We start from the raw sequence: 21,247 nt of genomic DNA on the forward strand, positions 1-21,247 counted from the left end.
TTCCTTTCGATGCTGGTTCCTTGCTGGGTCGCATATCGGGAGAGGCCGGGCAAGGCCGTTTTCCCTGTCCTATGATGCCATAGCAGCTTGCGCCCGTTCTGCTATGGCGGCATAAGACCCTGAAATTCTCCTTGCACGCCAGTATCCTTATGCAGCAACAGGCCCTTTCAACTCTTGTCGCCTGGATGCGGCTCGATTCCGCAATTTCCGCCTTTCACCTGCGACTCAAGCAGCAGCACGGCATCACTGGATTGCAACTGGCCGTGCTCCATACGCTGGCCGAGCGCCCGCACATGGCCCTCGCCGCCCTGCGCAAGGGGCTCGACATGCATGCCGCAACCCTGGGTCAATCGATCGACGAACTGCGCCGCCTCGAGCTTTGCATCGTGCGCACCGATCCGCGCGATCGCCGGGCCAGGCTCGTCGCGATCACGCAAAAAGGTCTCGACCTCGTTGCTGAAGTCCCCCTTGCCGGCCCCAACCGGCTGCGCCAGCTGGAAACCGACCCGGCCCGCCTCGACCGCCTCACCGAGGCCCTCGCCGATGCCCTTGAGCTTTTCGCGCTGGCCGAGAAGAAAAGCTAGGCTATCCTTGCTGCGCTTCTTGTTCTCGGCGCTCCGGTCAGCCGGAATCAACAACCCTCTTCAGGCCCCACCACCGATCCGGAACATCCTCCATCGCCATCCAATCGCTTCGGAGTTGCCTTGTTTCCGGATCAAACAAAAACCCGTTGCCACCGCCCTGGTGTCCAAACCGGTTCTGGTCCTCGCTGCGGGCGATCGCGCGCTGACCGAAATGGCATTTAAGCAGCGTGCCCACCGCGCCGTGCCCACAAAAGATCACCGGAAAATCCGGGGGCACGCTCTGTAGCGCAGTCAGCACCGTGCCGACGATGCGCCTCTGAGCATCGGCTGCCTTTTCCCAGCCATCGATGCTGCAATCGGGTTCGGCAAAAAAGCGGTCTGCGGTTATCTCGAAAAGGGCGGAAGGAAGAAAGCCGGTGGCGCTTCTGTCGTTCTCACCCATCAGGTGATCGGGCATGACCGGCGTGCCCGCCTTGGCCGCAAGCAGTTCGGCCAGCTCCAGCGCCTTGGTTTCCCGGCTCGAAAAGATCAGCGTGCCCGGCGGCACGATATACCGATCGGCAAAGGCTTCGGCCCGCGCCCGCCCCTCGGGGGAAAGGCTCCAGAGCGGAATGGGAACGGCGGGGTCAATCCGGACCTGCGGGTGGGTCAGATAGAGCGCCGCCATCTCTACCCTCGCGAAAACTGGGTCAGTTCGGTGACCATCTGCTCGACCTTGCGGCGGATAGCCGGCTCCGTGGGGTCGCCATGCTCGTCGAAAGCCGCTTCCGCCGGTCCGATCCCCAAAAGCGTCGGCACCACCAATGTGCCCACCTTGGTCAGCGATTCGCGCAGGTGGCTGAGGCCCCAGATCGTCCCATATTTGCCCGAGCTCACCCCGCCGACACCGAAGACGGCGTGACGGAAGGGGCTCGGCTTTTGCCGGCTGAGCCAGGTGATGGTGTTGACCAGAAGCGGGCTCAGCCCGCCATTATATTCGGGCGAAGCGATGAAAACGATATCGTGGCTGCCCCAGAGTTCGGCCAGGTCGGCCGCCGCATCCGGCACCGCGTCCTTTTCCAGATCTTCATTGAAGATCGGCATGGGAAACTCACCAAGTTCGAGATCGGTTACGCTGACCCCCGCCTCGCGCAGCGCGCGCCCCACATGGTGCTGCAGCACGCGATTATACGAGCCCTTGCGGATCGATCCGGACAAGGTAAGTGCCGTCTTCATGGTGTCCCCGAAATCATCTCAACCGTGTCGAGACTGGCCCGGCTCTCTCATGGGGGCAAGCGAATTTACGCTTCGAACATCTTCTTGAGCTTGTCGAAGAACCCGCCCGATTGCGGGCTTGTGTCCTGCGTTTCGAGTTCGGCGAACTCTTCAAGCAATTCGCGCTGGCGACGCGACAGGTTCTGCGGCGTCTCGATATCGAGCTGCACATAGAGGTCGCCGATATCTTTGCTGCGCAGCACCGGCATGCCCTTGCCCTTGAGGCGCACGCGCTGCCCCGGCTGGGTGCCCGCCGGCACCTTCACCTTGGCCCGCGCATTATCGAGCGTCGGTACCTCGAATTCGCCGCCCAGGGCCGCCGTCGTCATCGAAATGGGCACGCGCGCATAAAGATCGGCGCCATCGCGCTGGAACAGGTCATGGGGCTTGACCGAGATGAAGATGTAGAGATCGCCCGGCGGTCCGCCCCGCACGCCTGCTTCGCCTTCATTGGCGAGCCGGATGCGCGTGCCGTCCTCTATCCCGCGCGGGATATCGACCGAAAGCTTGCGGTTCTGCTGCCGCCGGCCCTGGCCGCCGCAATCGGTGCACGGCTGGTCCATCATCTGTCCGCGGCCCTGACACACGGGGCAGGTACGCTCGATGGTGAAAAAGCCCTGCGCCGCCCGCACCTTGCCATGACCGTTGCACTGCCGGCAGGTATGCGTGCCCGTGCCCGGCTTGGCGCCCGACCCTTCGCAAGTGTCGCAGCCCACCAGCGTTGGCACGTCTATCTCGACCGTACGGCCTTCAAAGCTTTCCTCAAGCGCGATCTCGAGATTATAGCGCAGGTCCGATCCGCGCAGTTTCGAGGCTCCGCCGCCGCCACGACGCCCGCCCCCGCCCATGAAGTCCCCGAAAATGTCCTCGAAGATGTCGGACATGGACGAGGAAAATTCTGGGCCAAAGCCATGGCCGCCGCGTCCGCCGCCATTTTCGAAAGCGGCGTGGCCAAACCGGTCATAGGCCGCGCGCTTCTGCGCGTCCTTGAGCGTGTCATAGGCCTCGTTGATTTCCTTGAACTTGTTTTCCGCTTCCGCGTTACCGGGATTGCGGTCGGGATGGAATTGCATGGCGAGCTTGCGATAGGCGCTTTTCAGCGCCGCTTCGTCGGCGCCCTTCTGGCAGCCGAGCACTTCGTAGAAATCGCGTTTGGCCAAAAATCTTCTCCAAAACGGCAGGTCGCGTTTTCCCGCGCCCCGCTTGCATTCATGTTCCGCCCCTAAATGGCAATCGACCCCACGACCCGCAAGGGGTCTGGGGCCGGCAAGCTGCGAAACCACGTCACGGCTGCTTTAGCAAGAGTGCGGCCACGGGGCAATGTTGGGGAGGATTCACGTGGAACACTTCGAACCGGCCGCAAGGCAAATCCGGTCCAGTGGACGGGATTTAGGTGAGAAGGCCATGAGAGCTAAGCTCGAATGGCACGAAGCCGCCTCACGCTCGTCTCTCTTCCCTTCTCCCCTTGCGGGAGAAGGTGCCCGAAGGGCAGATGAGGGGTAAGGGAATGTACGACTCGCTTCCCTGCGGAGAACAGAGACCCCTCACCCTGGAAATCTGCTGAACGCAGATTTTCTGCCCCTCTCCCGGGGCGAGGGAACCCGAGCAACGCGTCCACCCCCCAAAACAAAAGAGCCCGGTGCTTCCACCGGGCCCTCTTCACTCCGTGACAAAAATCACTTCTTGTCGTCGTCCTTGACCTCTTCGAAGTCGGCGTCGACGACGTCGTCATCTTCTTCGTCGCGCGTGCCGTTGGCCTTGGCTTCGGCTTCGGCTTGCGACGCCTTGTACATGGCTTCACCGAGCTTCATCGAGGCTTCGGCGAGAGCCGAGGTCTTTTCCTTGATCGCTTCCGGATCATCGCCCTCGAGCACACCCTTGAGATCGCTGATCGCGGTCTCGATGGCGCTCTTGTCCTCGGCCGAAACCTTGTCGCCATAGTCCTTGAGCGACTTTTCGGTCGAGTGGATCAGCGATTCGCCCTGGTTCCGGGCTTCCACCGCTTCGCGCTTGCGCTTGTCGGCTTCGGCATTGGCTTCGGCGTCCTTGACCATCTTTTCGATGTCGGCGTCCGACAGGCCACCCGAGGCCTGGATGCGGATCTGCTGTTCCTTGCCGGTGCCCTTGTCCTTGGCGGACACGTTGACGATGCCGTTGGCGTCGATGTCGAAGGTCACTTCAATCTGCGGCACGCCGCGCGGTGCGGGCGGAATGCCGGCAAGGTCGAAATTGCCCAGCAGCTTGTTGTCCGCGGCCATTTCGCGTTCACCCTGGAACACGCGGATGGTCACGGCCGACTGGTTGTCTTCGGCGGTCGAGAAGGTCTGCGATTTCTTGGTCGGAATCGTCGTGTTGCGATCGATGAGACGCGTGAAAACGCCACCAAGAGTTTCGATGCCCAGGGACAGCGGGGTCACGTCGAGCAGCAAGACGTCCTTGACGTCGCCCTGGAGGACGCCGCCCTGGATCGCAGCACCGAGCGCCACGACTTCGTCGGGGTTGACGCCCTTGTGGGGCTCCTTGCCGAAAAGCTGCTTGACCGCTTCCTGCACCTTGGGCATGCGGCTCATGCCGCCCACGAGCACGACTTCGTCGATCTGGCTGGCCGAAACACCGGCATCCTTCATCGCCTGCTTGCAGGGCTCGATCGTGCGGCTGATCAGGTCATCGACCAGCGATTCGAGCTTGGAGCGCGAGAGCTTGAGCGTCAGGTGCTTGGGGCCCGAAGCATCTGCCGTGATGAAGGGCAGGTTGATTTCGGTCTGGGTCGAAGACGAGAGTTCGATCTTGGCCTTTTCGGCAGCTTCCTTGAGGCGCTGCAGCGCGAGCTTGTCGGAGCGCAGGTCGATGCCCTGCTCCTTCTTGAACTCGTCGGCGAGATAGTCGACGAGACGCATGTCGAAGTCTTCGCCACCGAGGAAGGTGTCGCCATTGGTCGACTTCACCTCGAAGACGCCATCGCCGATTTCGAGGATGGAAACGTCGAAGGTACCGCCGCCAAGGTCATAGACCGCGATGGTGCCGGAATTCTTCTTGTCCAGACCATAGGCGAGCGCAGCCGCGGTCGGCTCGTTGATGATGCGCAGCACATCGAGGCCGGCAATCTTGCCGGCATCCTTGGTCGCCTGGCGCTGGGAATCGTTGAAGTAGGCGGGAACGGTGATCACGGCCTGGGTGACGGTCTCGCCGAGATAGGCTTCGGCGGTTTCCTTCATCTTCTGGAGCACCATGGCCGAGACCTGCGACGGCGAATACTTGTCGCCGGAGGCTTCGACCCAGGCATCGCCATTGTCGGCGCGCGTGATCTTGAAGGGCACGAGACCCTTGTCCTTTTCCACCATCTTGTCGTCATAGCGACGGCCGATCAGGCGCTTGACGGCGAAAAGCGTATTCTCCGGATTGGTTACGGCCTGGCGCTTGGCTGGCTGCCCGATCAGGCGTTCGCCATCCTTGGAGAAAGCAACCATGGACGGGGTCGTCCGGGCGCCTTCAGCATTTTCGATGACTTTGGGATTGCTGCCATCCATGACGGCGACGCAGCTATTGGTTGTACCGAGGTCGATACCAATGACTTTTGCCATAAAACTAGCCTCTCTTCACAGCGAACCCTTTGGTGAAGCCCTTTTTGCAAAGCAGCTTCTCTGCCCCAAAGGGGCCGGGTCCCTCGTAGGTTGATTTGCCCCGTCGCCGGGGCCTCGGGGGCTATATAGGGGGGGGCGGGGAGGGCTTCAAGCGCGCCAAAGGCTGAAAAGAACTTGTGCCGGGAAAGAAAGGGGGCTGCCCCCGGAAAGGGCAGCGCCCGCGCCTTGTCAGTCGGTCAGCGTGTAGCTGCCGAGCGTGCAGATATCGATCTCATATTCCTCGAGCATGCCGCCTTCGGCTGTCTCGAAGCGGAAGTCGTAAAGACACTGGTCGGAGCCGTCATAGATATAGGTGGTGGCCTGATAACCCGATTCGAGAATGCCGGTGTCCCCCAGCAGGTCATCGCCCCAGTCCGAGGTATTGCTCGGTGCGGCATAAAAATAATGCAGCGTATGCGATGAATCGTTGATCAGGGTGAATTCGATGTTCTGTGCAGCCGCCGGCAGTGAGCCGGCAACCAGCGCCAGGGCGGCGATCGCGCCCAGCAGTTTGGTGTTCATGGAAGGTGCCCTCAAGCCGGGCACACCTGCGCCCGGACAACTTTATCTGCCATGCCGGCCCCGAGGCGCCAAGAGCCTTGTTGGGGAGGCGATATCCCGGCTTTCACCAGCCTGCCCGCGCGTATAAAACCAGCCCATGTTCACGCCCGGCACCGTGCTCCTGCACGACAACCTTTCCCCTGACGGCAAGAGCCTGCTGTTCTGCGATCCGCGGGAAATCCTGATTGCCCATACGCCGGAAGAAGCGCGCGCGGCGCTCGGCCGCATCGAGGCGGCCGGTCGGACGGGGCTGTGGGCCGCTGGCTATTTTGCCTATGAGCTGGGCTTTGTTTTCGAAGAAAGGCTGACCGCGCGCCTCGGGGCGCCAAGCGCAACGCCGCTGCTCTGGTTCGGGATCTACGATAGAACCCGATCCTTAGATCCGGCGCTGCTCGAAGACGCTCCCCAGGGCGCTGCAATCGGATTGGAGCCCGAAACCGGCTTTTCCGACTACGCGGCCGCCTTCAGACGGGTGAAAAGCTATATCGCGGCGGGCGATACCTATCAGGTCAACCTCACCCTGCGCGCCCGCTTCACGCTCGAAGGCGATCCGCTTGGCCTCTATGTCCGGCTCGCCCAGGCGCAAAAGACCGCTTATGGCGCCTTTATCCACGCCGGGGATCACCATGTGCTGTCCCGTTCGCCCGAACTCTTTGTGTCCTCGGTTGATGACACGCTCTTTGCCCGCCCGATGAAGGGGACCATGCCCCGTGCTCCGCTCGCCAGCGAGGACGCGGCGGGACGCGCTGCCCTCGCCGGAGACGAAAAGAACCGCGCGGAAAACCTGATGATCGTTGACCTCCTGCGCAACGATCTTGGCCGCATCAGCGAGATCGGCTCGGTGCGGGTCACAGACCTTTTCACCGTCGAAACCTATCCCACCCTCCATACCATGACCTCGGGCATCACGGCCAAACGCCGCGCCGGTATCGGGCTGCCCGAGACAATTGAAAATCTCTTTCCCTGCGGCTCGATCACCGGTGCGCCCAAACTGCGCGCCATGGAGATCATCGACGAAGTGGAACCGGGGCCACGTGGTCTTTACACCGGTTCCATCGGCTATATTGCGCCGGGCGGCGATTTCACCTTCAACGTTGCCATCCGCACCGCTGTCATCGATGCTGCCGGACGGGGCACGATCGGCATTGGCGGGGGTATCGTTGCCGACAGCGTGGCCGAGGCCGAATACGAGGAGGCCCTTCTCAAAATGCGCTTTCTTGCGGATCCCGCCCCGCCCGTGACACTGATCGAGACCCTCAAATGGTCGCCCGGCGAAGGCTTCGTGCTCCTTGGTCGCCACATTGCCCGGCTTCTCGCCTCGGCCGCCTATTTCGGCCTTCCCTGTGACGGGGCCGCAGCAACCACCCGCCTTCTCCAAGAAAGCGCTGCCTGGACCGGTCCCATGCGCGTCCGCCTGACGCTCTCCGAAAAAGGCATCGACATCGCCGCCGTCCCCTTGCCTCCCAACCGGGAAAAATTCCGCTTCCTCATTGCCGAAGAGAGGCTGCAATCGAACTCGGTCTGGCTTGCGCACAAGACCACCAACCGGGCGTTCTATGACGAGCCGCGCATCGCAGCGCATGAGGCGTATGGCGTCGACGAAGTCGTCTTTCTGAACGAGCGCTCCGAGCTGACCGAAGGCTCCATCACCAATCTCTTCATCGAGCGCGACGGCACGCTTCTGACGCCGCCGCTCTCGTCCGGTCTCCTCCCCGGCACCCTGCGCGCCGAACTGGTCGAGACTGGACAAGCCCGGGAAACCATTCTCACTCTTGCCGATCTGGCAACGGCCGAGGCAATCTTTCTTGGCAATTCCGTGCGCGGCCTGTTGCGCGCCGAACTCTTTCAACCCGGAGCGCGCCCATGACGATCACCATCAGCCCCGAAGACGTCCTCGTTGTCGTCGATGTGCAATACGACTTCCTGCCCGGCGGCAATCTTGCGGTGTCGGGGGGCGACGAGATCGTGCCGCTGATCAACGCGCTCGCCAAAAAGTTCAAGAACGTGGTCCTCACGCAGGACTGGCACCCCGCCGATCACATCTCCTTTGCAAGCCAGCACGAGGGAAAAGCCCCCTTCGAGACTGTCGAGCTCGACTATGGCACCCAAGTGCTCTGGCCCGACCATTGCGTCTGGCAAACCCACGGCGCCGAGCTGTCGAAGGATCTCGACATCCCCCATGCTCAGCTCATCATCCGCAAGGGTTTCAACCGCGCCATCGACAGCTATTCCGGCTTTCAGGAAGCGGACCGCGAAAACCTAACCGGTCTTGCCGGCTACCTCAACGAGCGTGACGCCGGCCGCCTCTATCTTGTTGGCCTCGCCACCGATTTCTGCGTGGCCTGGACCGCCCTCGATGGCGCTGCTGGCGGTTTCGATGTCACCGTCATCGAGGATGCGACCCGCGCCATCGATTCCAACGGCTCGCTCGAAAAAGCCTGGGCGGATATGGCGGAAGCAGGTGTTGGCCGGATCATGAGCCGGGAGATTCTGGGCTAGGCCGCCCGGCCACGAGAGCGCTCGAATGGGGCAACCCCCCTCACCGACTCGGGCTTTGCCCGAGCCACCTCTCCCCGAGAGGGAGAGGAATGGCGCTGTGCACGCGGAGACACCTCTTATTCTTCTCCCCCTCGGGGAGAAGGTGGCCCGAAGGGCCGGATGAGGGGGAACTATCTGCCTTCCCAAACCAAAGGGGCGCCCAATCGAGCGCTCCTTTGAACATCGAACTAAACAGCCTTATCCACACCCTCAGGCGCCGGTCCGGCCCCGCCGCCCTTGGCGACACCCACCATGGCCGGCCGCAACACGCGTTCGCCGATAGCAAAGCCTTCCTGGACCACCTGCACCACCGTCCCCTCGGGCACCTGCGGGTTCGGCACTTCGAACATGGCCTGATGCTTGTTGGGGTCGAACTTCTGGCCGGCAGCTTCGATCGGCTTGACGCCATGCTTGCCCAGAAGCCGCTGCATCTCGCGCTCGGCCAGTTCGAGCCCTTCGATCAGGCTCTTGAGCGTGCCTTCGGCGGTTTCCCGCGTTTCCGCGGGGATCACCAGCAGCGCCCGGCTCAAGGCATCGGTTGCGCTCAGCATGTCGCGCGCAAATCCGGCAATGGCATAGGATCGGGTGTCGGCCACGTCGCGTTCGGTGCGCTTGCGCAGGTTTTCCATTTCCGCATGGGTGCGCAAGACGCGATCCCGCAGCTCGGCATTCTCGGCCCGCAGGGCCTCGACGGGATCGACCTCTGGCGTTTCGATTTCCGGGATTTCGGTCTCCGGCGTTTCGCCCTGGGCGGCGTTCTCGTCGCTCATCATTTCTGCTGAAACCTTTTTTGACTGCTTTTCGCCCTCGCATATCGGCCAAGGCGACGGCTTTTTCAATAGTGGAACCGGCTAGCGCGGTTTGCGGGCCATCAGGCGCGTGACCACATTGGCGGTATAATCGACCACCGGCACGATGCGCGCATAATTGAGCCGGGTCGGCCCGATGACGCCGAGCACGCCGACGACCTTATCGTTCGCATCCTTGTAAGGGGAAAGAATGACCGAGGAGCCGGACAGCGAAAACAGCTTGTTTTCCGAGCCGATAAAGATGCGCACGCCCTGCGCCGCCTCCGCATCGCCCAGCAGCTCGAGCAGCCCGTCCTTGCTTTCGAGCTCGTCAAAAAGCTGCCGCATGCGCTCCAGGTCATCGCTCGCCATGGCATCGTTAAGGAGGTTCGCCCGCCCCCGCACGATGATTCGCGGCGCTGCCGCCGGGCTGTCCTGCACCAGCGTGGCGATCCCGTCATCGACCAGCTTCTGGGTGAGTTCATCGAGTTCGGCCCGCTGCTCGAGGCGCCTTTGGTCGAGCAGCGTGCGCGCTTCGGCCAGGGTGCGCCCGACGACATAGTGCGCCAGGTAATTGCTCGCCTGGCTCAGCGCTGCGGCAGTGAAGCCGGGCGGCAGTTCGAGAATGCGGTTTTCCACCTGCCCGTCTTCGCCCACAAGGATTGCCATGGCGCGGCTATTGTCGAGCCGCACGAATTCGACATGGCGCAGGATCATGTCGGCTTTGGTGGCGATCACGAGGCCCGCCCCCTGGCTCAGGCCCGAAAGCAGCGCGCTGGCTTCGGTCAGCAGATCGTCGATCTGCCCGCGCCGGGCATTGCCCTCGATATGCTGGGCGATGCTGCGCCGCTCCGCTTCGTTGACGGCACCCACTTCGAGCATGGCATCGACGAAAAACCGCAGGCCCTGCTGGGTTGGGGCGCGGCCGGCCGATGTGTGCGGCGCCGCGATCAGCCCGAGATCCTCGAGATCGGCCATGACATTGCGCACCGAGGCGGGGGAAAGCTCCACCTGCAGGAGCCGCGACAGGTCGCGCGAGCCCACCGGCATGCCGGTATCGAGATAGCGCTCCACCAGCCGCCGGAAGATTTCCTGGCTGCGGGCATTGAGGACGCTCAAAAACTCGTCTTGGGAATAAACCATGGCGTTTTGAATGAAATCTTCCGCTTTAACCTTGCTCCCTCATTTAGGCGCTCAGTGCAAGGCCACCAAGCGCCCGGGCGCTTGTTCGGCGCGGCGAGGAAGGTTAAGAGGCGGTAAAGACAACAACCAAGTGGATAGACAATGCGGCCTTCCGGACGCGCCCCGTCTGATATGCGGGCAGTCACCATCGAACGCAATGTCGCCATGAAGGCCGAAGGCTCCTGCCTCGTCGCCTTCGGCAATACCAGGGTTCTGTGCACCGCCTCGGTCGAAACCAGCCTTCCCGGCTGGCTGCGAGGCAAGGGTCAGGGCTGGGTCACCGCCGAATATGGCATGCTGCCCCGTGCCACCGGCTCGCGCACGCGCCGCGAGGCGACTGCCGGCAAGCAAACAGGCCGCACCCAGGAAATCCAGCGCCTCATCGGCCGTTCGCTCCGCGCCGTGGTCGACCTCGCCAATCTTGGCGAAGCTCAGATCACGCTCGATTGCGATGTGCTCGAAGCCGATGGCGGCACGCGCACGGCGTCCATCACAGGTGCCTATGTCGCGCTGGTCGATGCCATCAGGTGGATGGAAGAGCGCAAACTGACCAAGGGCGAAGTGCTCAGGGATGCGGTTGCAGCTGTGTCCTGCGGCATCTATCGCGGCACAGCGGTGCTCGATCTGGATTATCTGGAAGATGTTGAAGCCGAGACCGACGCCAATTTCGTCATGACCGGCTCGGGCAAATTCGTCGAAATCCAGGGCACCGCCGAAGGCGCGCCCTTTGATCGGGATGAACTCGAGGCGTTGATGAACCTTGCCGGCAAGGGCATTTCCGAACTTTCCGAACTGCAGAAGGCGGCGCTTTCTGCATGAGATTTTCATTGTTCAAGAAGTCCCCTTCATCGGGCTCGTTGGGCCACCTTCTCCCCGAGAAGGAGAAGAATGGTCCGGCAGGCACCTCTTATTCCTCTCCCTCTGGGGGAGAGGTGGCTCGGCGCAGCCGAGTCGGTGAGGGGGCGTTCAAAACGGACACTTGCGCCATCTGGAACGACATTCAACGCGCCCTGGAGAGCAAATGACCATTCCAAAACTCCGCCGCGGTGATCGTCTCGTGCTTGCCACGCATAATGCGGGAAAGCTCAAGGAATTCCAGGAGCTCTTCGCTCCCTTTGGGCTCGAACTGGTTTCGGCCGGCGACCTCGGCCTACCCGAGCCGGAAGAAAACGGGACGACTTTCGCCGAAAACGCGCGCACCAAGGCCCATGCCGCAGCCCGCGGCGCCAATATGCTGGCGCTCTCGGACGATAGCGGCATTTGCGTCGACGCCCTTGATGGCCAGCCCGGCGTTTATACGGCCGACTGGGCCGGGGTCCCGCGCAACTTCGCCAATGCCATGCAGCGGGTGGAGGCTGAACTCCTGAGCAAGGGCGCCACCACGCCCGAGCAGCGCACCGCCTCCTTCAACGCCACGCTCTGCCTCGCCCATCCCGATGGCCGCGACGTCCTCTATGTCGGCAAATGCGACGGTGTTCTCGTCTGGCCGCCGCGCGGCACGCAGGGCCATGGCTATGATCCCATGTTCCAGCCCGAGGGCTTCGACATCACCTTTGGGGAAATGGCTGCCGAAGCCAAGCATTCCTGGGCTCCGGGCGGAAAGGGCCTCTCCCACCGCGCCCGCGCCTTCGCTCAGTTCGTGGAGAACCAGATTGAACAGGGCTGAGGGCTCTTTTTTTATGCTGGCACCCCCACCTGGCCTCCCCCTCGAACAGGGGGAGGAACAGTTCGGTTCTGGCCGTGATCTGCGTAGGCCACCGGCAGATCCCTCCCCCTTCTGGAGGGGGAGGCTAGGTGGGGGTCTTGGCACCGTCTGGCGCGAGGGATCACCGTCATGACCAATCCCAATGACCTCTTTGGCGTCTATGTGCATTGGCCCTTTTGTGCCGCCAAATGCCCCTATTGCGATTTCAATTCGCACGTCCATCGTGGCGCTTTTGACGAAGATGCTTTTGTCGAGGGCTACAAGCGTGAGATCGCCCATATGGCCCGGCTCTCGCCCGGGCGTCTCGTGCAGTCGATCTTCTTTGGCGGCGGCACGCCGTCGCTGATGTCGCCCAAAGCGGTCGAGACGATCCTTGATGCCATTGCCGGCGCCTGGCAGGTCGATTCGCGTGCCGAGATCACGCTCGAAGCCAATCCGACCTCGGTCGAGGTCGAACGGTTCAAGGGGTTTCGCTCTGCCGGCATTAACCGTGTTTCGCTCGGCGTCCAGTCGCTGCGCGAAGGCCCGCTGGCCGAACTCGGCCGCCGCCACACCGTCGATGAAGCCATCGCCGCCGTCCGCATCGCGCAATCGGTGTTCGAGCGCTCGAGCTTTGATCTGATCTATGCACGCCCCCGTCAGACGCTCGAGGATTGGGAAGACGAACTCAAGGAAGCCATCTGGCTCGCCCGCGGTCATCTCAGCCTTTACCAACTCACCATCGAGCAGGGCACGCGCTACTTCGACCTCTTCAACGCCGGCAAGCTCCAGATGCCCAACGAGGATCTGGCGGCCGATTTTTACGAGCTGACCCAGGAATTGACGGCTGCAGCGGGCATGCCGGCCTATGAAATTTCCAACCACGCCGTGCCGGGCCAGGAATCGCGTCACAACATGCTCTACTGGCGCTATGGCGAATATGCCGGGATCGGTCCCGGCGCCCATGGACGTCTTCTCGTCAACCACGAGCGCCACGCCACGGCCGCAGAGAAAATGCCCTTCGAGTGGCTCAAACTCGTCAACGAGTTCGGCCACGGCATGACGACCGACGATGTTTTGACCTGGGAAGAACAGGGCGACGAATATCTCGTCATGGGTCTCAGGCTCAAGGAAGGCATTTCCCCGTCCCGCTTCATGTCGATCTCGGGCCGTTCCATAGCAGAAAAGCAGATCGACGCGCTCAAGGGTTATGGGTTTGTCGAAACCCTGCCCAACGGCAATATAAGGGTGACGGAGAAGGGCTTTCCGGTGCTCGATGCGGTCGTTGCGGATCTGGCGGCTTAATCGCTCCCCTCATTGGGCGCTTCGCGTCACCTTCTCCCCAAGAGGGAGAAGAATAGGAGGTGCTGGCCGAAAACGCAGACCCTTTCCTCTCCCTCTTGGGGAGAGGGTGGCTCGGGCAAGGCCCGAGACGGGTGAGGGGGACTACAACTTCGGCCCATCCACTGTCGTCGCCGCCCCTCCTCCGATCCTCTTCATTACCAGCGCATATTCGGCCCGGCCATTGGAGAGGAACCGGAACTGTCCGTCCCGCCCATTAAAGCCTGCTGGCGAGGTCAGGAGGGAGGGATTGTAGGGCGGTGTCGCGAGCGAAAGCGTGTTGACGTTGGCAAGGATGGTTGCCGTATAGGCGATGGTTGCGAGCGGATGCGGGCGGGCGTTGAACCGGGCTGCATAATCGGCAGCGATGGCATTAGAGCCCGCTTCGTCGATCGCCGGATAAAGCGCGCCATTGAGCCCCGGTGCGCCAAGAATAGTGGCGTCCCCCGCCCAATCGGCCGAGCCGACGATCTGCACCATGTCGTTGGTTACGCCAGCACTTGCAAGCGCCTGGGCGAAGGCGGGAGCGCTGGTGCGTTCGGGAATGAAAAACGCGTCGATCATGCCACGATCGATCTGGCTTTTGGCCTGGGCGACGATCTGCGCCGCTTCGCTGGCGTCGGAAAACGTATAGACCGGGCCGGGCGCAAACCCAGCGGCAATCGCCTGCTGGCGGAAGGCGGTCGCAAGCGCTTCGCCATAGGGCGTTGCCGGAAACGCTCCAGCGAGGCCGCGTCGTCCCTCGGCCTTGAGATAGGAAATGGCCCGCTTCATTTCCATCTCCGGCAGCACCGAAAGCAGGTACACCCCTCCCCCCGCCGCCTGGCCATTGGTCGAAAATCCGATAAGGGGCACTCCGGCAGATCGCGCCACGGCCCCCGCAGCCGCGACCTGATCGCCGCGCAGCGGTCCGATGATCAACCGAGCGCCGCCGGCAAGAGCAGCGTTTGCGGCGTTGGTCGCGCCCGCTACGCTATCGCCTGTATCGCGCAGAGTGATGGTGATGTTCTCGGCGATATTGGGATTGGCCTCGACAAAGGCGATAGCGAGTTTCGATGCATTGGCAAGCGACCTGCCGATATCGGCGAGCGACCGGTCTCCGCTGAGCGGCAAAAGGAGAGATACCGGCACCGGACCCCGTCCAAACACCTCGCCTTTGGCGGTTGGCATCGGCATGGTCTGGCTGGGAGGCGGAGCCGCGTCGTTCCCGGTGGGCCATCCCAGGCTTCGCGATCCGAGCTGCAGCGTACCCGGTGCGCAGGAGGCCACAACGAGACCAAGCGCGAGAGCCAAAACCCCGCACTGCCCAATGGCATTGTTTTGGCGTTTCGCCATCAAACCCGCCTTAAATGCTCACCATCGGTTAACAAAATCACCGCATTTCGTTAAGCAAGTCTCAACCCCCAAGGGAGCTGCCGGCGTGAGCGAGAACAAGAGCGAATATTTCATTGCCGGCACATCATTTACCGCCCCGCCCCTGGCGGCTGGACTTTATGTCGTCTCGACCCCGATCGGCAATCTGCGCGACATCACCCTGCGCGGTCTCGAAACCCTGGCCGCAGCTGGCCTCGTTCTCTGCGAGGATACGCGCACCTCAGCTAAACTTTTGGACCACTTCGGCATTCGCGGAAAACGTCAGGCGCTCCATGAACACAATGAGCGCGCCAAGGCCGAAGACATCGTCAATCGCATTGCTGGCGGCGAAGCCATTGCGCTGATTTCTGACGCGGGCACGCCGCTGCTTTCGGATCCCGGCTTTCCCCTCATCCGCGCCATGGCAGAAGCGGGCCTGCCGGTTTTTCCCATTCCCGGCGCTTCGGCGCTCTTGTCGGCCCTCGTTGTTGCTGGCCTGCCGACAGACGCTTTTGCCTTTCACGGGTTTTTGCCTCCCAAGGCGGGTGCCAGACGTAACGCTCTGACAAAGCTAGTGGATTCACGTGAAACACTGGTCTTCTACGAGTCGCCGCGCCGGCTTGACGCGACGCTGTCGGCTATGGCCGAAGTTTTTGGCGACCGGCAGGCGAGCGTTTCGCTGGAGCTGACCAAGCGGTTCGAGCGCACCTTTCGCGGCACGCTGATTCAGTTGGCAGAGCAGTTTTCCGGCGAGGAAACCAAGGGCGAGGCGGTCGTTTCCGTTGCTGGTGCCGCCGAGCCCAGCGCCCCCGCCGCCGAGTACTGGCAGGCCGCCCTGCTGGAGGAAATGGGGCAAAAGCCCGTGCGTGGCGCGGTGGATGAAATCGCTGCTCGTTATGGCCTCAAGCGCAAGGAGGTCTACGATGCAGCCCTCGCCCTCAAGGCCCAGCAATAAACGGCAAGTCGCCGAACGGGACGGGCAGCGCGGCGAAGCGCTCGCAGCGCTTTTCCTGCAGCTCAAATTCTATCGCCTGCGCGATCGCCGCTACAAAACCCCGGTGGGGGAGATCGATCTCGTGCTCGAGCGAGGATCGACACTGGTCTTTGCCGAGGTCAAGATGCGGAGCAAATGGGAGCGCGCGGACGAGGCGCTGGAGGCGGTCAATGTCTCACGCATCGTGCGCGCCGCCGAGTACTGGCTTGCGCGTCATCCAGAGGATCGGGAAAAGTCCTGCCGGTTCGACGTGATTTTCCTTGCGCCCGGTCGCTGGCCGCGCCATCTGATCAACGCCTTCGATGCTGGTTGACCCCGAAATCCTCATGGGTGAACCGGCCGTGCCACGACCTCGTCCTTCGACAGGCTCAGGATGAGGTCTACTGAAAAGCAGGGACAAAATGCTCAAAGTCGCCGTCCAGATGGACCACGTCTCAACCATCAATCCGCGCGGCGATTCCACCTTCGCCATGATGCTCGAGGCGCAGGCGCGCGGTCACGAACTGGTGCATTATACGCCCGATTCCCTGTCCCTGCGCGGTCATGTGGTCAGTGCCCTTGTCCAGCCGATCACCGTAACCGACGCGGAAAAGGGTCAGCATTTTACGCTTGGTGAAGCCCGGCGCGAGGATCTCTCGACCCAGGACGTGCTGCTGATGCGGCAGGACCCGCCGTTCAACATGAACTACATCACCATCACTCATATTCTCGAGCGCCTTCACCCCAAGACATTGGTGGTCAATCCGCCAGCCGCGGTGCGCAATGCGCCGGAAAAAATCCTCGTCACCGATTTTCCAGAACTGATGCCGCCCACGCTCGTGACGCGCGACCGCAGTGAAATCCAGGCCTTTCGCCGGGAGCACGGCAACATCATCGTCAAGCCGCTCTACGGCAATGGCGGCGCAGGGGTTTTCTTCATTCAGGAGGGCGATCACAATCTCGCCTCGCTGATCGAGCTGTTCGAGCTTAATTATCCCGAACCCTTCATGATCCAGAAATATCTTCCGGACGTGCGCAAGGGCGACAAGCGCATCATCATCATCGATGGCGAGCCGGTCGCGGGCCTTAATCGCATTCCGGCAGAGGGAGAGGCTCGCTCCAACATGCATGTCGGCGGCCGCCCCGAATTGTCCCCGCTCACCGAGCGCGAAAGGGAAATCTGCGCGACCATCGCGCCCGCGCTCAAGGAGCGCGACATGATCTTTGTCGGGATCGACGTCATCGGCGACTACCTCACCGAGATCAACGTCACCTCACCCACCGGCATTCGCGAGATCAAGCGTTTCGGCGGGCCTGACATCGCCGTGATGATCTGGGACGCCATCGAAAAGCGGCGTGAATAATTTGGGGAGCGGCGGCATGAAGACGATCGTCCTGACTGCCGCCGCAGCCAAGCAATTCGACGGCCTGCCCGCCGCAGCTTCGGGCATCGAGGTGATTGCTCTTCAGGAAATCGAAGAGGGGAAACGCCTGATTGATCGGAAAACCGCAGCATGTGTCAGCGATGTGCTAAACGTACCTTTCGAGTGGTTGACCCCCTGACCGCCTCTTGGCGACCCGGAGCAAATCCCCTAGTGCTGGAGCTTTAAGGGCTCGGGGCGATCCATGGATTTTTCGGCATTTCTGGTTGCCTTCGCAACGCTGTTTGCGACGGTGGGCGTCGCCGATATCGCCTTTATCTTTGCAGCGCTTACCAAGGATAATACGCCTGCCCAACGTCGCACCTTCGCGACGCGCGGCGTCGTCATCGCGCTGCTGATCCTGCTGTTCTTCGCTTTTCTCGGCAATGCGATCCTCGATGTGTTCGGCATCACCATCCCGGCCCTGCGCACCGCTGGGGGTGTTTTGCTGCTCCTCATTGCCATCGACATGGTCTTTGCCCGCCATTCGGGTGGCACGGGCACGACGGACGAGGAAGAAACCGAAGCGCGCAAGGCCCACGATATTTCGGTCTTCCCGCTCGCCATGCCGCTTCTTGCCGGCCCCGGCGCGATCAGCGCCGTCATTCTTTTGACGACCGGCGCCACATCGGACGCCGAATTCTGGCTCGTGATTGCGGCCATCATCGTCATTCTGGCGCTGGCCTGGCTGACGCTGCTTGTCGCCATTCCCATCCAGCGCCTCCTGGGACTGACCGGGCTCTCAGTCGTCTCCCGCGTCGTCGGCATTCTTCTGGCAGCCCTTGCCGTGCAATTCGTCTTCGACGGGGTCAAGGCTTCGGGCTTACTCGGCAGCTAGGCGCAGTTCCCGAGTCTAAGAGGAGCCCGGGAACGGGACCTATTTCTGGAACTGGCAGCGCCCGGTCGAAGACAGCGCTGCGATGGCGCGCGGGTCGCATCCGGTGGACAGGAACATCAGCCAGTCCTGTGTCGTGCCGTAGAAGACGTTCCGATCCACTTCGCCCCGCACGCCCGGCACAACCCCGGTCTGGGTATATTGCCAGAAGGTCCAGGGGCGGTTCTTGTAGCGCTCGTGTGGCTCGGCAGCGGTGGAGCGCAGCCAGAACGTATTGGGCAGGTAAACGTCTTCCAGAATGTCGCGGTGGAAGTTCATGTCGGTGTAAATGATCGGCAGCTTGCCGGTGTGGCGCTCCATGGCGGTCAGCATCACCTGGATGCGCTCGAGCGCGTCGGCCTTGTTCGGATGCACCTTGCAGCTGGAATGATTGTTCCATTCGAGATCGAGCACTGGCGGCAGTGCAGCTGGATCGGCAGGCACGTTTTGCACGAACCAAGCTGCCTGATCGGCAGCGGAGGAACACCAGGTCATGAAATGATAGGCGCCACGCGGCATGCCGGCATCGCGCGCCCGTTGCCAGTTCACGCGGAAATTTGGGTCGAGATAATCCTTGCCCTCGGTCGCCTTCATGAACACGAAATGCGTACCCGCTGCACGAGCGCGGGCGAAATCGACATTCTCCTGATAGCGGGCGACGTCGATCCCCTGGATGGGCATGCTGCGGGCCCGGTCCACGCCTGCATGCGGCCGGTTGTCACCGGGGATGGCACCATAAAGTCCCCCGCCTGTGGCGCAGGCTGCCAGCGCCGTCACGGCCAGACCCATTACGGCGTGGCGCAGGAGAGCGGAAACAGAGGCGGGCAGACGAAAGGCTCGGGCCATCAACACACTCGAAACTACAAAGCAAATCTGCCTTTTTATTCAACATAAGGCGGTTAATGGAAGTTTAGGGTAATCAATGTGGCAGCAAGCATGGTTAATTAGCCATCTTTCGTTCGCTCTACGTTCTTGACTCATCTTGCTCTTCTGCTAGCGTTCGGGAAGGTCGGGGGCCAAATTCATGGTAACGCGGGTCGGAACGGTTGCCTTTCAGGGCATCGAGGCAGTGCCGGTCGATGTCCAGGTGCATATCGGACCGGGTCTGCCAAAGCTGCTGGTCGTAGGGCTGCCCGACAAGTCGGTAAAGGAAGCAAGCGAACGCGTGCGCGCCGCGCTCTACGCTTCAGGCCTGGGCCTGCCGCCAAAGCGCATCACCATCAATCTCGCTCCGGCAGACCTGCCCAAGGAGGGCAGCCATTACGATTTGCCGATCGCGCTCGGCGTTATGGCAGCCATCGGTGCCATTCCCAAGGATGCGCTCGACAATTATCTTGTGCTGGGCGAACTGGGGCTTGATGGCCGTATCGCCCATGTCGATGGGGTTTTGCCCGCAGCAATCGCCGCTCATGGACGGGACATGGGCATTGTTTGCCCCACTGCCTCAGGACCGGAAGCCGCCTGGGCCGGCGAAGATATCGACATCATCGCGGCCGACAGTCTTCTCGCGATCGTCAATCATCTTGTTGGCCGCCAGCTGCAGCCGCGACCAAGGCCAGGTCAACGCCTCTTGGAGCCCGGCAGCCTGCCCGATCTTGCCGATGTGCGCGGGCAATCCATCGCGCGGCGCGCGCTTGAAGTCGCAGCCGCAGGTGGGCACAATCTCCTTCTGGTCGGGCCACCTGGAGCGGGCAAATCCATGCTGGCCCAGCGCCTGCCATCCATTCTCCCCCCGCTCAGCCCTCGTGAACTCCTCGACATTTCCATGATACAGTCGATTGCGGGCGAATTGAGCGGCGGCACCTTGTCGGACCGGCGGCCATTTCGCGCCCCGCATCATTCGGCATCCATGGCGGCCCTGGTCGGCGGCGGCCTCAAGGTACGGCCGGGCGAAGCAAGTCTGGCGCATAACGGCGTCCTTTTTCTCGACGAACTGCCCGAATTCGCGCCCAATGTGCTCGACAGCTTGCGCCAGCCTCTTGAAAGCGGCGAGACCGTGATCGCGCGGGCCAATGCCCGTGTCACCTATCCCAGCCGCTTCCAGCTGATTGCTGCCATGAACCCGTGCAAATGCGGCCTCGCCGGCACACCGGGCCATGTCTGCAAGCGGGGCAGCGCCTGTGCGGCCGACTATCAGGCCCGGATTTCCGGACCGTTTCTTGATCGTATAGACATCCGTATCGATGTCCCCGCCGTTTCAGCGAGCGAAATGATGGTGCCCATGAGCGCCGCCGAAAACTCGCAAACGGTGGCCGAGCGCGTTTCCCGGGCGCGGGAGCATCAGCGGCGGCGCTTCGAAGCGGCAGGTCAGCCGCAGATTCTCACCAATGCCGCAGCCAGCTCTACCCTGATCGAAAAGCTCGTCGAGCCCGATCGGGAAAGCCAGGCACTGCTGCTGCAGGCGGCGGAGCGGTTCAATCTGTCTGCCCGCGCCTACCATCGGGTGCTCAAGGTCGCGCGAACCCTGGCTGACCTTGCCGGTGCTGAAAAGGTGGCACGGCCGCATATCGCTGAAGCCCTCGGCTATCGCATCAACTTCGGTGCCGCCTGAGGAGATTTCCATGCGTCACCGCATTTCCGCTGGCGTGCTCGCCTTTCGCGAAAACGAGGTGCTGCTTGTTCGGCACTATCGCCCCGGCCAGCACGACTTCTGGGCCGGCCCCGGTGGCGGAGTGGAGGGCAGCGAGGAACTTTGGCAAGCCGCCGAGCGGGAAGCGTTCGAAGAGACCGGCCTACGCGTCCGCGCTCATACGCTCGCCTATATCGATGAACTGGTTGACGACTGGGGCCGCATCGTAAAATTCTGGTTTTTGGCCGATTACATTGCTGGAGAGATCAATGTTTCCGCCAACCCTGCGGAAGATGAAGCGATCAACCAAGCCGGCTGGTTTTCACTCGATGCGCTGCCCATGGGGCACGTGTTTCCCGAGATCATCCGAGAGCAACTGCAACACGATCGTATCGCTGGCCGTTTCCCTATAAAGCTGCCGCTGCGCCGGTCGATATTTTGAAGCTGTTTCGAAGTGGGCGGTCGCCCTTGCCGAGGCGTGTTTCACGTGAATCCTCGCGAGCCT

22 protein-coding genes are annotated in these 21,247 nt (G+C 62.1%); 13 read left to right on the forward strand and 9 right to left on the reverse strand.

Annotated features, from left to right (window positions below; all coding sequences use genetic code 11):
• The first annotated feature begins 131 nt into the window (after nt 1–131).
• Complete coding sequence (locus BM364_RS15200) at nt 132–584, forward strand: MarR family winged helix-turn-helix transcriptional regulator (protein ID WP_139232601.1); 453 nt, start codon at nt 132–134, stop codon at nt 582–584.
• 37 nt (nt 585–621) lie between these two features.
• On the opposite strand, the gene BM364_RS15205 is transcribed toward BM364_RS15200, so the two are convergent.
• The 5 genes from BM364_RS15205 to BM364_RS15225 form a co-directional block, all read right to left on the reverse strand.
• Nucleotides 622–1,251, reverse strand: coding sequence for a histidine phosphatase family protein (locus BM364_RS15205; protein WP_092426031.1), 630 nt, complete (start codon nt 1,249–1,251; stop codon nt 622–624).
• Between the two features lie 2 nt (nt 1,252–1,253).
• Nucleotides 1,254–1,799, reverse strand: coding sequence for an NADPH-dependent FMN reductase (locus BM364_RS15210; RefSeq protein WP_092426033.1), 546 nt, complete (start codon nt 1,797–1,799; stop codon nt 1,254–1,256).
• Between the two features lie 65 nt (nt 1,800–1,864).
• Nucleotides 1,865–2,998, reverse strand: a complete 1,134-nt coding sequence (gene dnaJ / locus BM364_RS15215; protein ID WP_092426034.1) for a molecular chaperone DnaJ — start codon at nt 2,996–2,998, stop codon at nt 1,865–1,867.
• Nucleotides 2,999–3,514: 516 nt separating this feature from the next.
• Nucleotides 3,515–5,419, reverse strand: a complete 1,905-nt coding sequence (dnaK, locus tag BM364_RS15220; RefSeq protein WP_092426036.1) for a molecular chaperone DnaK — start codon at nt 5,417–5,419, stop codon at nt 3,515–3,517.
• A 228-nt stretch (nt 5,420–5,647) separates the two neighbouring features.
• Nucleotides 5,648–5,980: a hypothetical protein gene (locus BM364_RS15225; protein ID WP_092426038.1), complete on the reverse strand. Its 333-nt coding sequence runs from the start codon at nt 5,978–5,980 to the stop codon at nt 5,648–5,650.
• Nucleotides 5,981–6,116: 136 nt separating this feature from the next.
• Here BM364_RS15225 and pabB point away from each other — a divergent pair, with 136 nt between their 5' ends.
• Together pabB and pncA are read left to right on the forward strand one after the other, a co-directional pair.
• On the forward strand, nt 6,117–7,886 hold the full coding sequence (gene pabB, locus BM364_RS15230; protein ID WP_092426040.1) for an aminodeoxychorismate synthase component I: 1,770 nt from the start codon (nt 6,117–6,119) through the stop codon (nt 7,884–7,886).
• On the forward strand, nt 7,883–8,518 hold the full coding sequence (gene pncA / locus BM364_RS15235) for a bifunctional nicotinamidase/pyrazinamidase (protein WP_092426042.1): 636 nt from the start codon (nt 7,883–7,885) through the stop codon (nt 8,516–8,518). The genes pabB and pncA overlap by 4 nt, the downstream gene beginning before the upstream one ends.
• A gap of 227 nt (nt 8,519–8,745) precedes the next feature.
• Here pncA and grpE read toward each other — a convergent pair whose 3' ends face one another.
• A complete protein-coding gene (gene grpE, locus BM364_RS15240) occupies nt 8,746–9,372 on the reverse strand; it encodes a nucleotide exchange factor GrpE (protein ID WP_280140655.1) in 627 nt (208 codons plus the stop codon).
• 36 nt (nt 9,373–9,408) lie between these two features.
• Nucleotides 9,409–10,488 (reverse strand): heat-inducible transcriptional repressor HrcA, encoded by a 1,080-nt coding sequence (gene hrcA / locus BM364_RS15245; protein WP_092426046.1) that lies wholly within the window; start codon nt 10,486–10,488, stop codon nt 9,409–9,411.
• 141 nt (nt 10,489–10,629) lie between these two features.
• Between hrcA and rph the strand changes: the two genes are divergently transcribed.
• The 3 genes from rph to hemW all read left to right on the forward strand — a co-directional run bounded on the left by rph (nt 10,630) and on the right by hemW (nt 13,516).
• The gene (gene rph, locus BM364_RS15250; protein ID WP_092426048.1) at nt 10,630–11,346 is read left to right on the forward strand and encodes a ribonuclease PH; all 717 of its coding nucleotides are present in this window, start codon (nt 10,630–10,632) and stop codon (nt 11,344–11,346) included.
• A gap of 202 nt (nt 11,347–11,548) precedes the next feature.
• On the forward strand, nt 11,549–12,193 hold the full coding sequence (locus tag BM364_RS15260; RefSeq protein ID WP_092426053.1) for a non-canonical purine NTP pyrophosphatase: 645 nt from the start codon (nt 11,549–11,551) through the stop codon (nt 12,191–12,193).
• Between the two features lie 168 nt (nt 12,194–12,361).
• Nucleotides 12,362–13,516: a radical SAM family heme chaperone HemW gene (gene hemW / locus BM364_RS15265; RefSeq protein ID WP_092426055.1), complete on the forward strand. Its 1,155-nt coding sequence runs from the start codon at nt 12,362–12,364 to the stop codon at nt 13,514–13,516.
• A gap of 141 nt (nt 13,517–13,657) precedes the next feature.
• On the opposite strand, the gene BM364_RS15270 is transcribed toward hemW, so the two are convergent.
• Nucleotides 13,658–14,887 carry a penicillin-binding protein activator gene (locus BM364_RS15270; protein WP_092426057.1) on the reverse strand — a complete coding sequence of 410 codons (1,230 nt, stop codon included), beginning with the start codon at nt 14,885–14,887 and terminating at the stop codon, nt 13,658–13,660.
• Nucleotides 14,888–14,972: 85 nt separating this feature from the next.
• Here BM364_RS15270 and rsmI point away from each other — a divergent pair, with 85 nt between their 5' ends.
• The 5 genes from rsmI (at nt 14,973) to BM364_RS15295 (ending at nt 18,137) form a co-directional block, all read left to right on the forward strand.
• Nucleotides 14,973–15,860 (forward strand): 16S rRNA (cytidine(1402)-2'-O)-methyltransferase, encoded by an 888-nt coding sequence (gene rsmI, locus BM364_RS15275; RefSeq protein WP_092426059.1) that lies wholly within the window; start codon nt 14,973–14,975, stop codon nt 15,858–15,860.
• Entirely contained in the window at nt 15,829–16,212 is a 384-nt protein-coding gene (locus tag BM364_RS15280; RefSeq protein ID WP_175528629.1) for a YraN family protein, read from the forward strand. The genes rsmI and BM364_RS15280 overlap by 32 nt, the downstream gene beginning before the upstream one ends.
• A gap of 88 nt (nt 16,213–16,300) precedes the next feature.
• Entirely contained in the window at nt 16,301–17,242 is a 942-nt protein-coding gene (gene gshB, locus BM364_RS15285) for a glutathione synthase (RefSeq protein WP_092426062.1), read from the forward strand.
• A gap of 16 nt (nt 17,243–17,258) precedes the next feature.
• Nucleotides 17,259–17,441, forward strand: a complete 183-nt coding sequence (locus BM364_RS15290; RefSeq protein WP_092426064.1) for a helix-turn-helix domain-containing protein — start codon at nt 17,259–17,261, stop codon at nt 17,439–17,441.
• 63 nt (nt 17,442–17,504) lie between these two features.
• Nucleotides 17,505–18,137: a MarC family protein gene (locus BM364_RS15295; protein ID WP_092426066.1), complete on the forward strand. Its 633-nt coding sequence runs from the start codon at nt 17,505–17,507 to the stop codon at nt 18,135–18,137.
• A 39-nt stretch (nt 18,138–18,176) separates the two neighbouring features.
• Here the strand turns inward: BM364_RS15295 and BM364_RS15300 are convergent, their stop codons facing one another.
• Nucleotides 18,177–19,019: a glycoside hydrolase family 25 protein gene (locus BM364_RS15300; protein ID WP_092426067.1), complete on the reverse strand. Its 843-nt coding sequence runs from the start codon at nt 19,017–19,019 to the stop codon at nt 18,177–18,179.
• Between the two features lie 178 nt (nt 19,020–19,197).
• Here BM364_RS15300 and BM364_RS15305 point away from each other — a divergent pair, with 178 nt between their 5' ends.
• Nucleotides 19,198–20,724, forward strand: coding sequence for a YifB family Mg chelatase-like AAA ATPase (locus tag BM364_RS15305; RefSeq protein ID WP_092426069.1), 1,527 nt, complete (start codon nt 19,198–19,200; stop codon nt 20,722–20,724).
• 10 nt (nt 20,725–20,734) lie between these two features.
• Nucleotides 20,735–21,184, forward strand: coding sequence for an NUDIX domain-containing protein (locus BM364_RS15310; protein WP_139232602.1), 450 nt, complete (start codon nt 20,735–20,737; stop codon nt 21,182–21,184).
• Nucleotides 21,185–21,247: the final 63 nt, after the last annotated feature.

It is taken from the genome of Devosia crocina (genome assembly GCF_900116545.1).
Classification (GTDB): domain Bacteria; phylum Pseudomonadota; class Alphaproteobacteria; order Rhizobiales; family Devosiaceae; genus Devosia; species Devosia crocina.

Coding starts and splice junctions, on each gene's coding strand:
- BM364_RS15205 (WP_092426031.1), bottom strand. CDS start 1,251: ATGGCGGCGCTCTATCTGACCCACCCGCAGGTCCGGATTGACCCCGCC.
- BM364_RS15210 (WP_092426033.1), bottom strand. CDS start 1,799: ATGAAGACGGCACTTACCTTGTCCGGATCGATCCGCAAGGGCTCGTAT.
- dnaK (WP_092426036.1), bottom strand. CDS start 5,419: ATGGCAAAAGTCATTGGTATCGACCTCGGTACAACCAATAGCTGCGTC.
- BM364_RS15225 (WP_092426038.1), bottom strand. CDS start 5,980: ATGAACACCAAACTGCTGGGCGCGATCGCCGCCCTGGCGCTGGTTGCC.
- pabB (WP_092426040.1), top strand. CDS start 6,117: ATGTTCACGCCCGGCACCGTGCTCCTGCACGACAACCTTTCCCCTGAC.
- pncA (WP_092426042.1), top strand. CDS start 7,883: ATGACGATCACCATCAGCCCCGAAGACGTCCTCGTTGTCGTCGATGTG.
- hrcA (WP_092426046.1), bottom strand. CDS start 10,488: ATGGTTTATTCCCAAGACGAGTTTTTGAGCGTCCTCAATGCCCGCAGC.
- rph (WP_092426048.1), top strand. CDS start 10,630: ATGCGGCCTTCCGGACGCGCCCCGTCTGATATGCGGGCAGTCACCATC.
- BM364_RS15260 (WP_092426053.1), top strand. CDS start 11,549: ATGACCATTCCAAAACTCCGCCGCGGTGATCGTCTCGTGCTTGCCACG.
- hemW (WP_092426055.1), top strand. CDS start 12,362: ATGACCAATCCCAATGACCTCTTTGGCGTCTATGTGCATTGGCCCTTT.
- BM364_RS15270 (WP_092426057.1), bottom strand. CDS start 14,887: ATGGCGAAACGCCAAAACAATGCCATTGGGCAGTGCGGGGTTTTGGCT.
- BM364_RS15280 (WP_175528629.1), top strand. CDS start 15,829: ATGCAGCCCTCGCCCTCAAGGCCCAGCAATAAACGGCAAGTCGCCGAA.
- gshB (WP_092426062.1), top strand. CDS start 16,301: ATGCTCAAAGTCGCCGTCCAGATGGACCACGTCTCAACCATCAATCCG.
- BM364_RS15290 (WP_092426064.1), top strand. CDS start 17,259: ATGAAGACGATCGTCCTGACTGCCGCCGCAGCCAAGCAATTCGACGGC.
- BM364_RS15295 (WP_092426066.1), top strand. CDS start 17,505: ATGGATTTTTCGGCATTTCTGGTTGCCTTCGCAACGCTGTTTGCGACG.
- BM364_RS15300 (WP_092426067.1), bottom strand. CDS start 19,019: ATGGCCCGAGCCTTTCGTCTGCCCGCCTCTGTTTCCGCTCTCCTGCGC.
- BM364_RS15305 (WP_092426069.1), top strand. CDS start 19,198: ATGGTAACGCGGGTCGGAACGGTTGCCTTTCAGGGCATCGAGGCAGTG.
- BM364_RS15310 (WP_139232602.1), top strand. CDS start 20,735: ATGCGTCACCGCATTTCCGCTGGCGTGCTCGCCTTTCGCGAAAACGAG.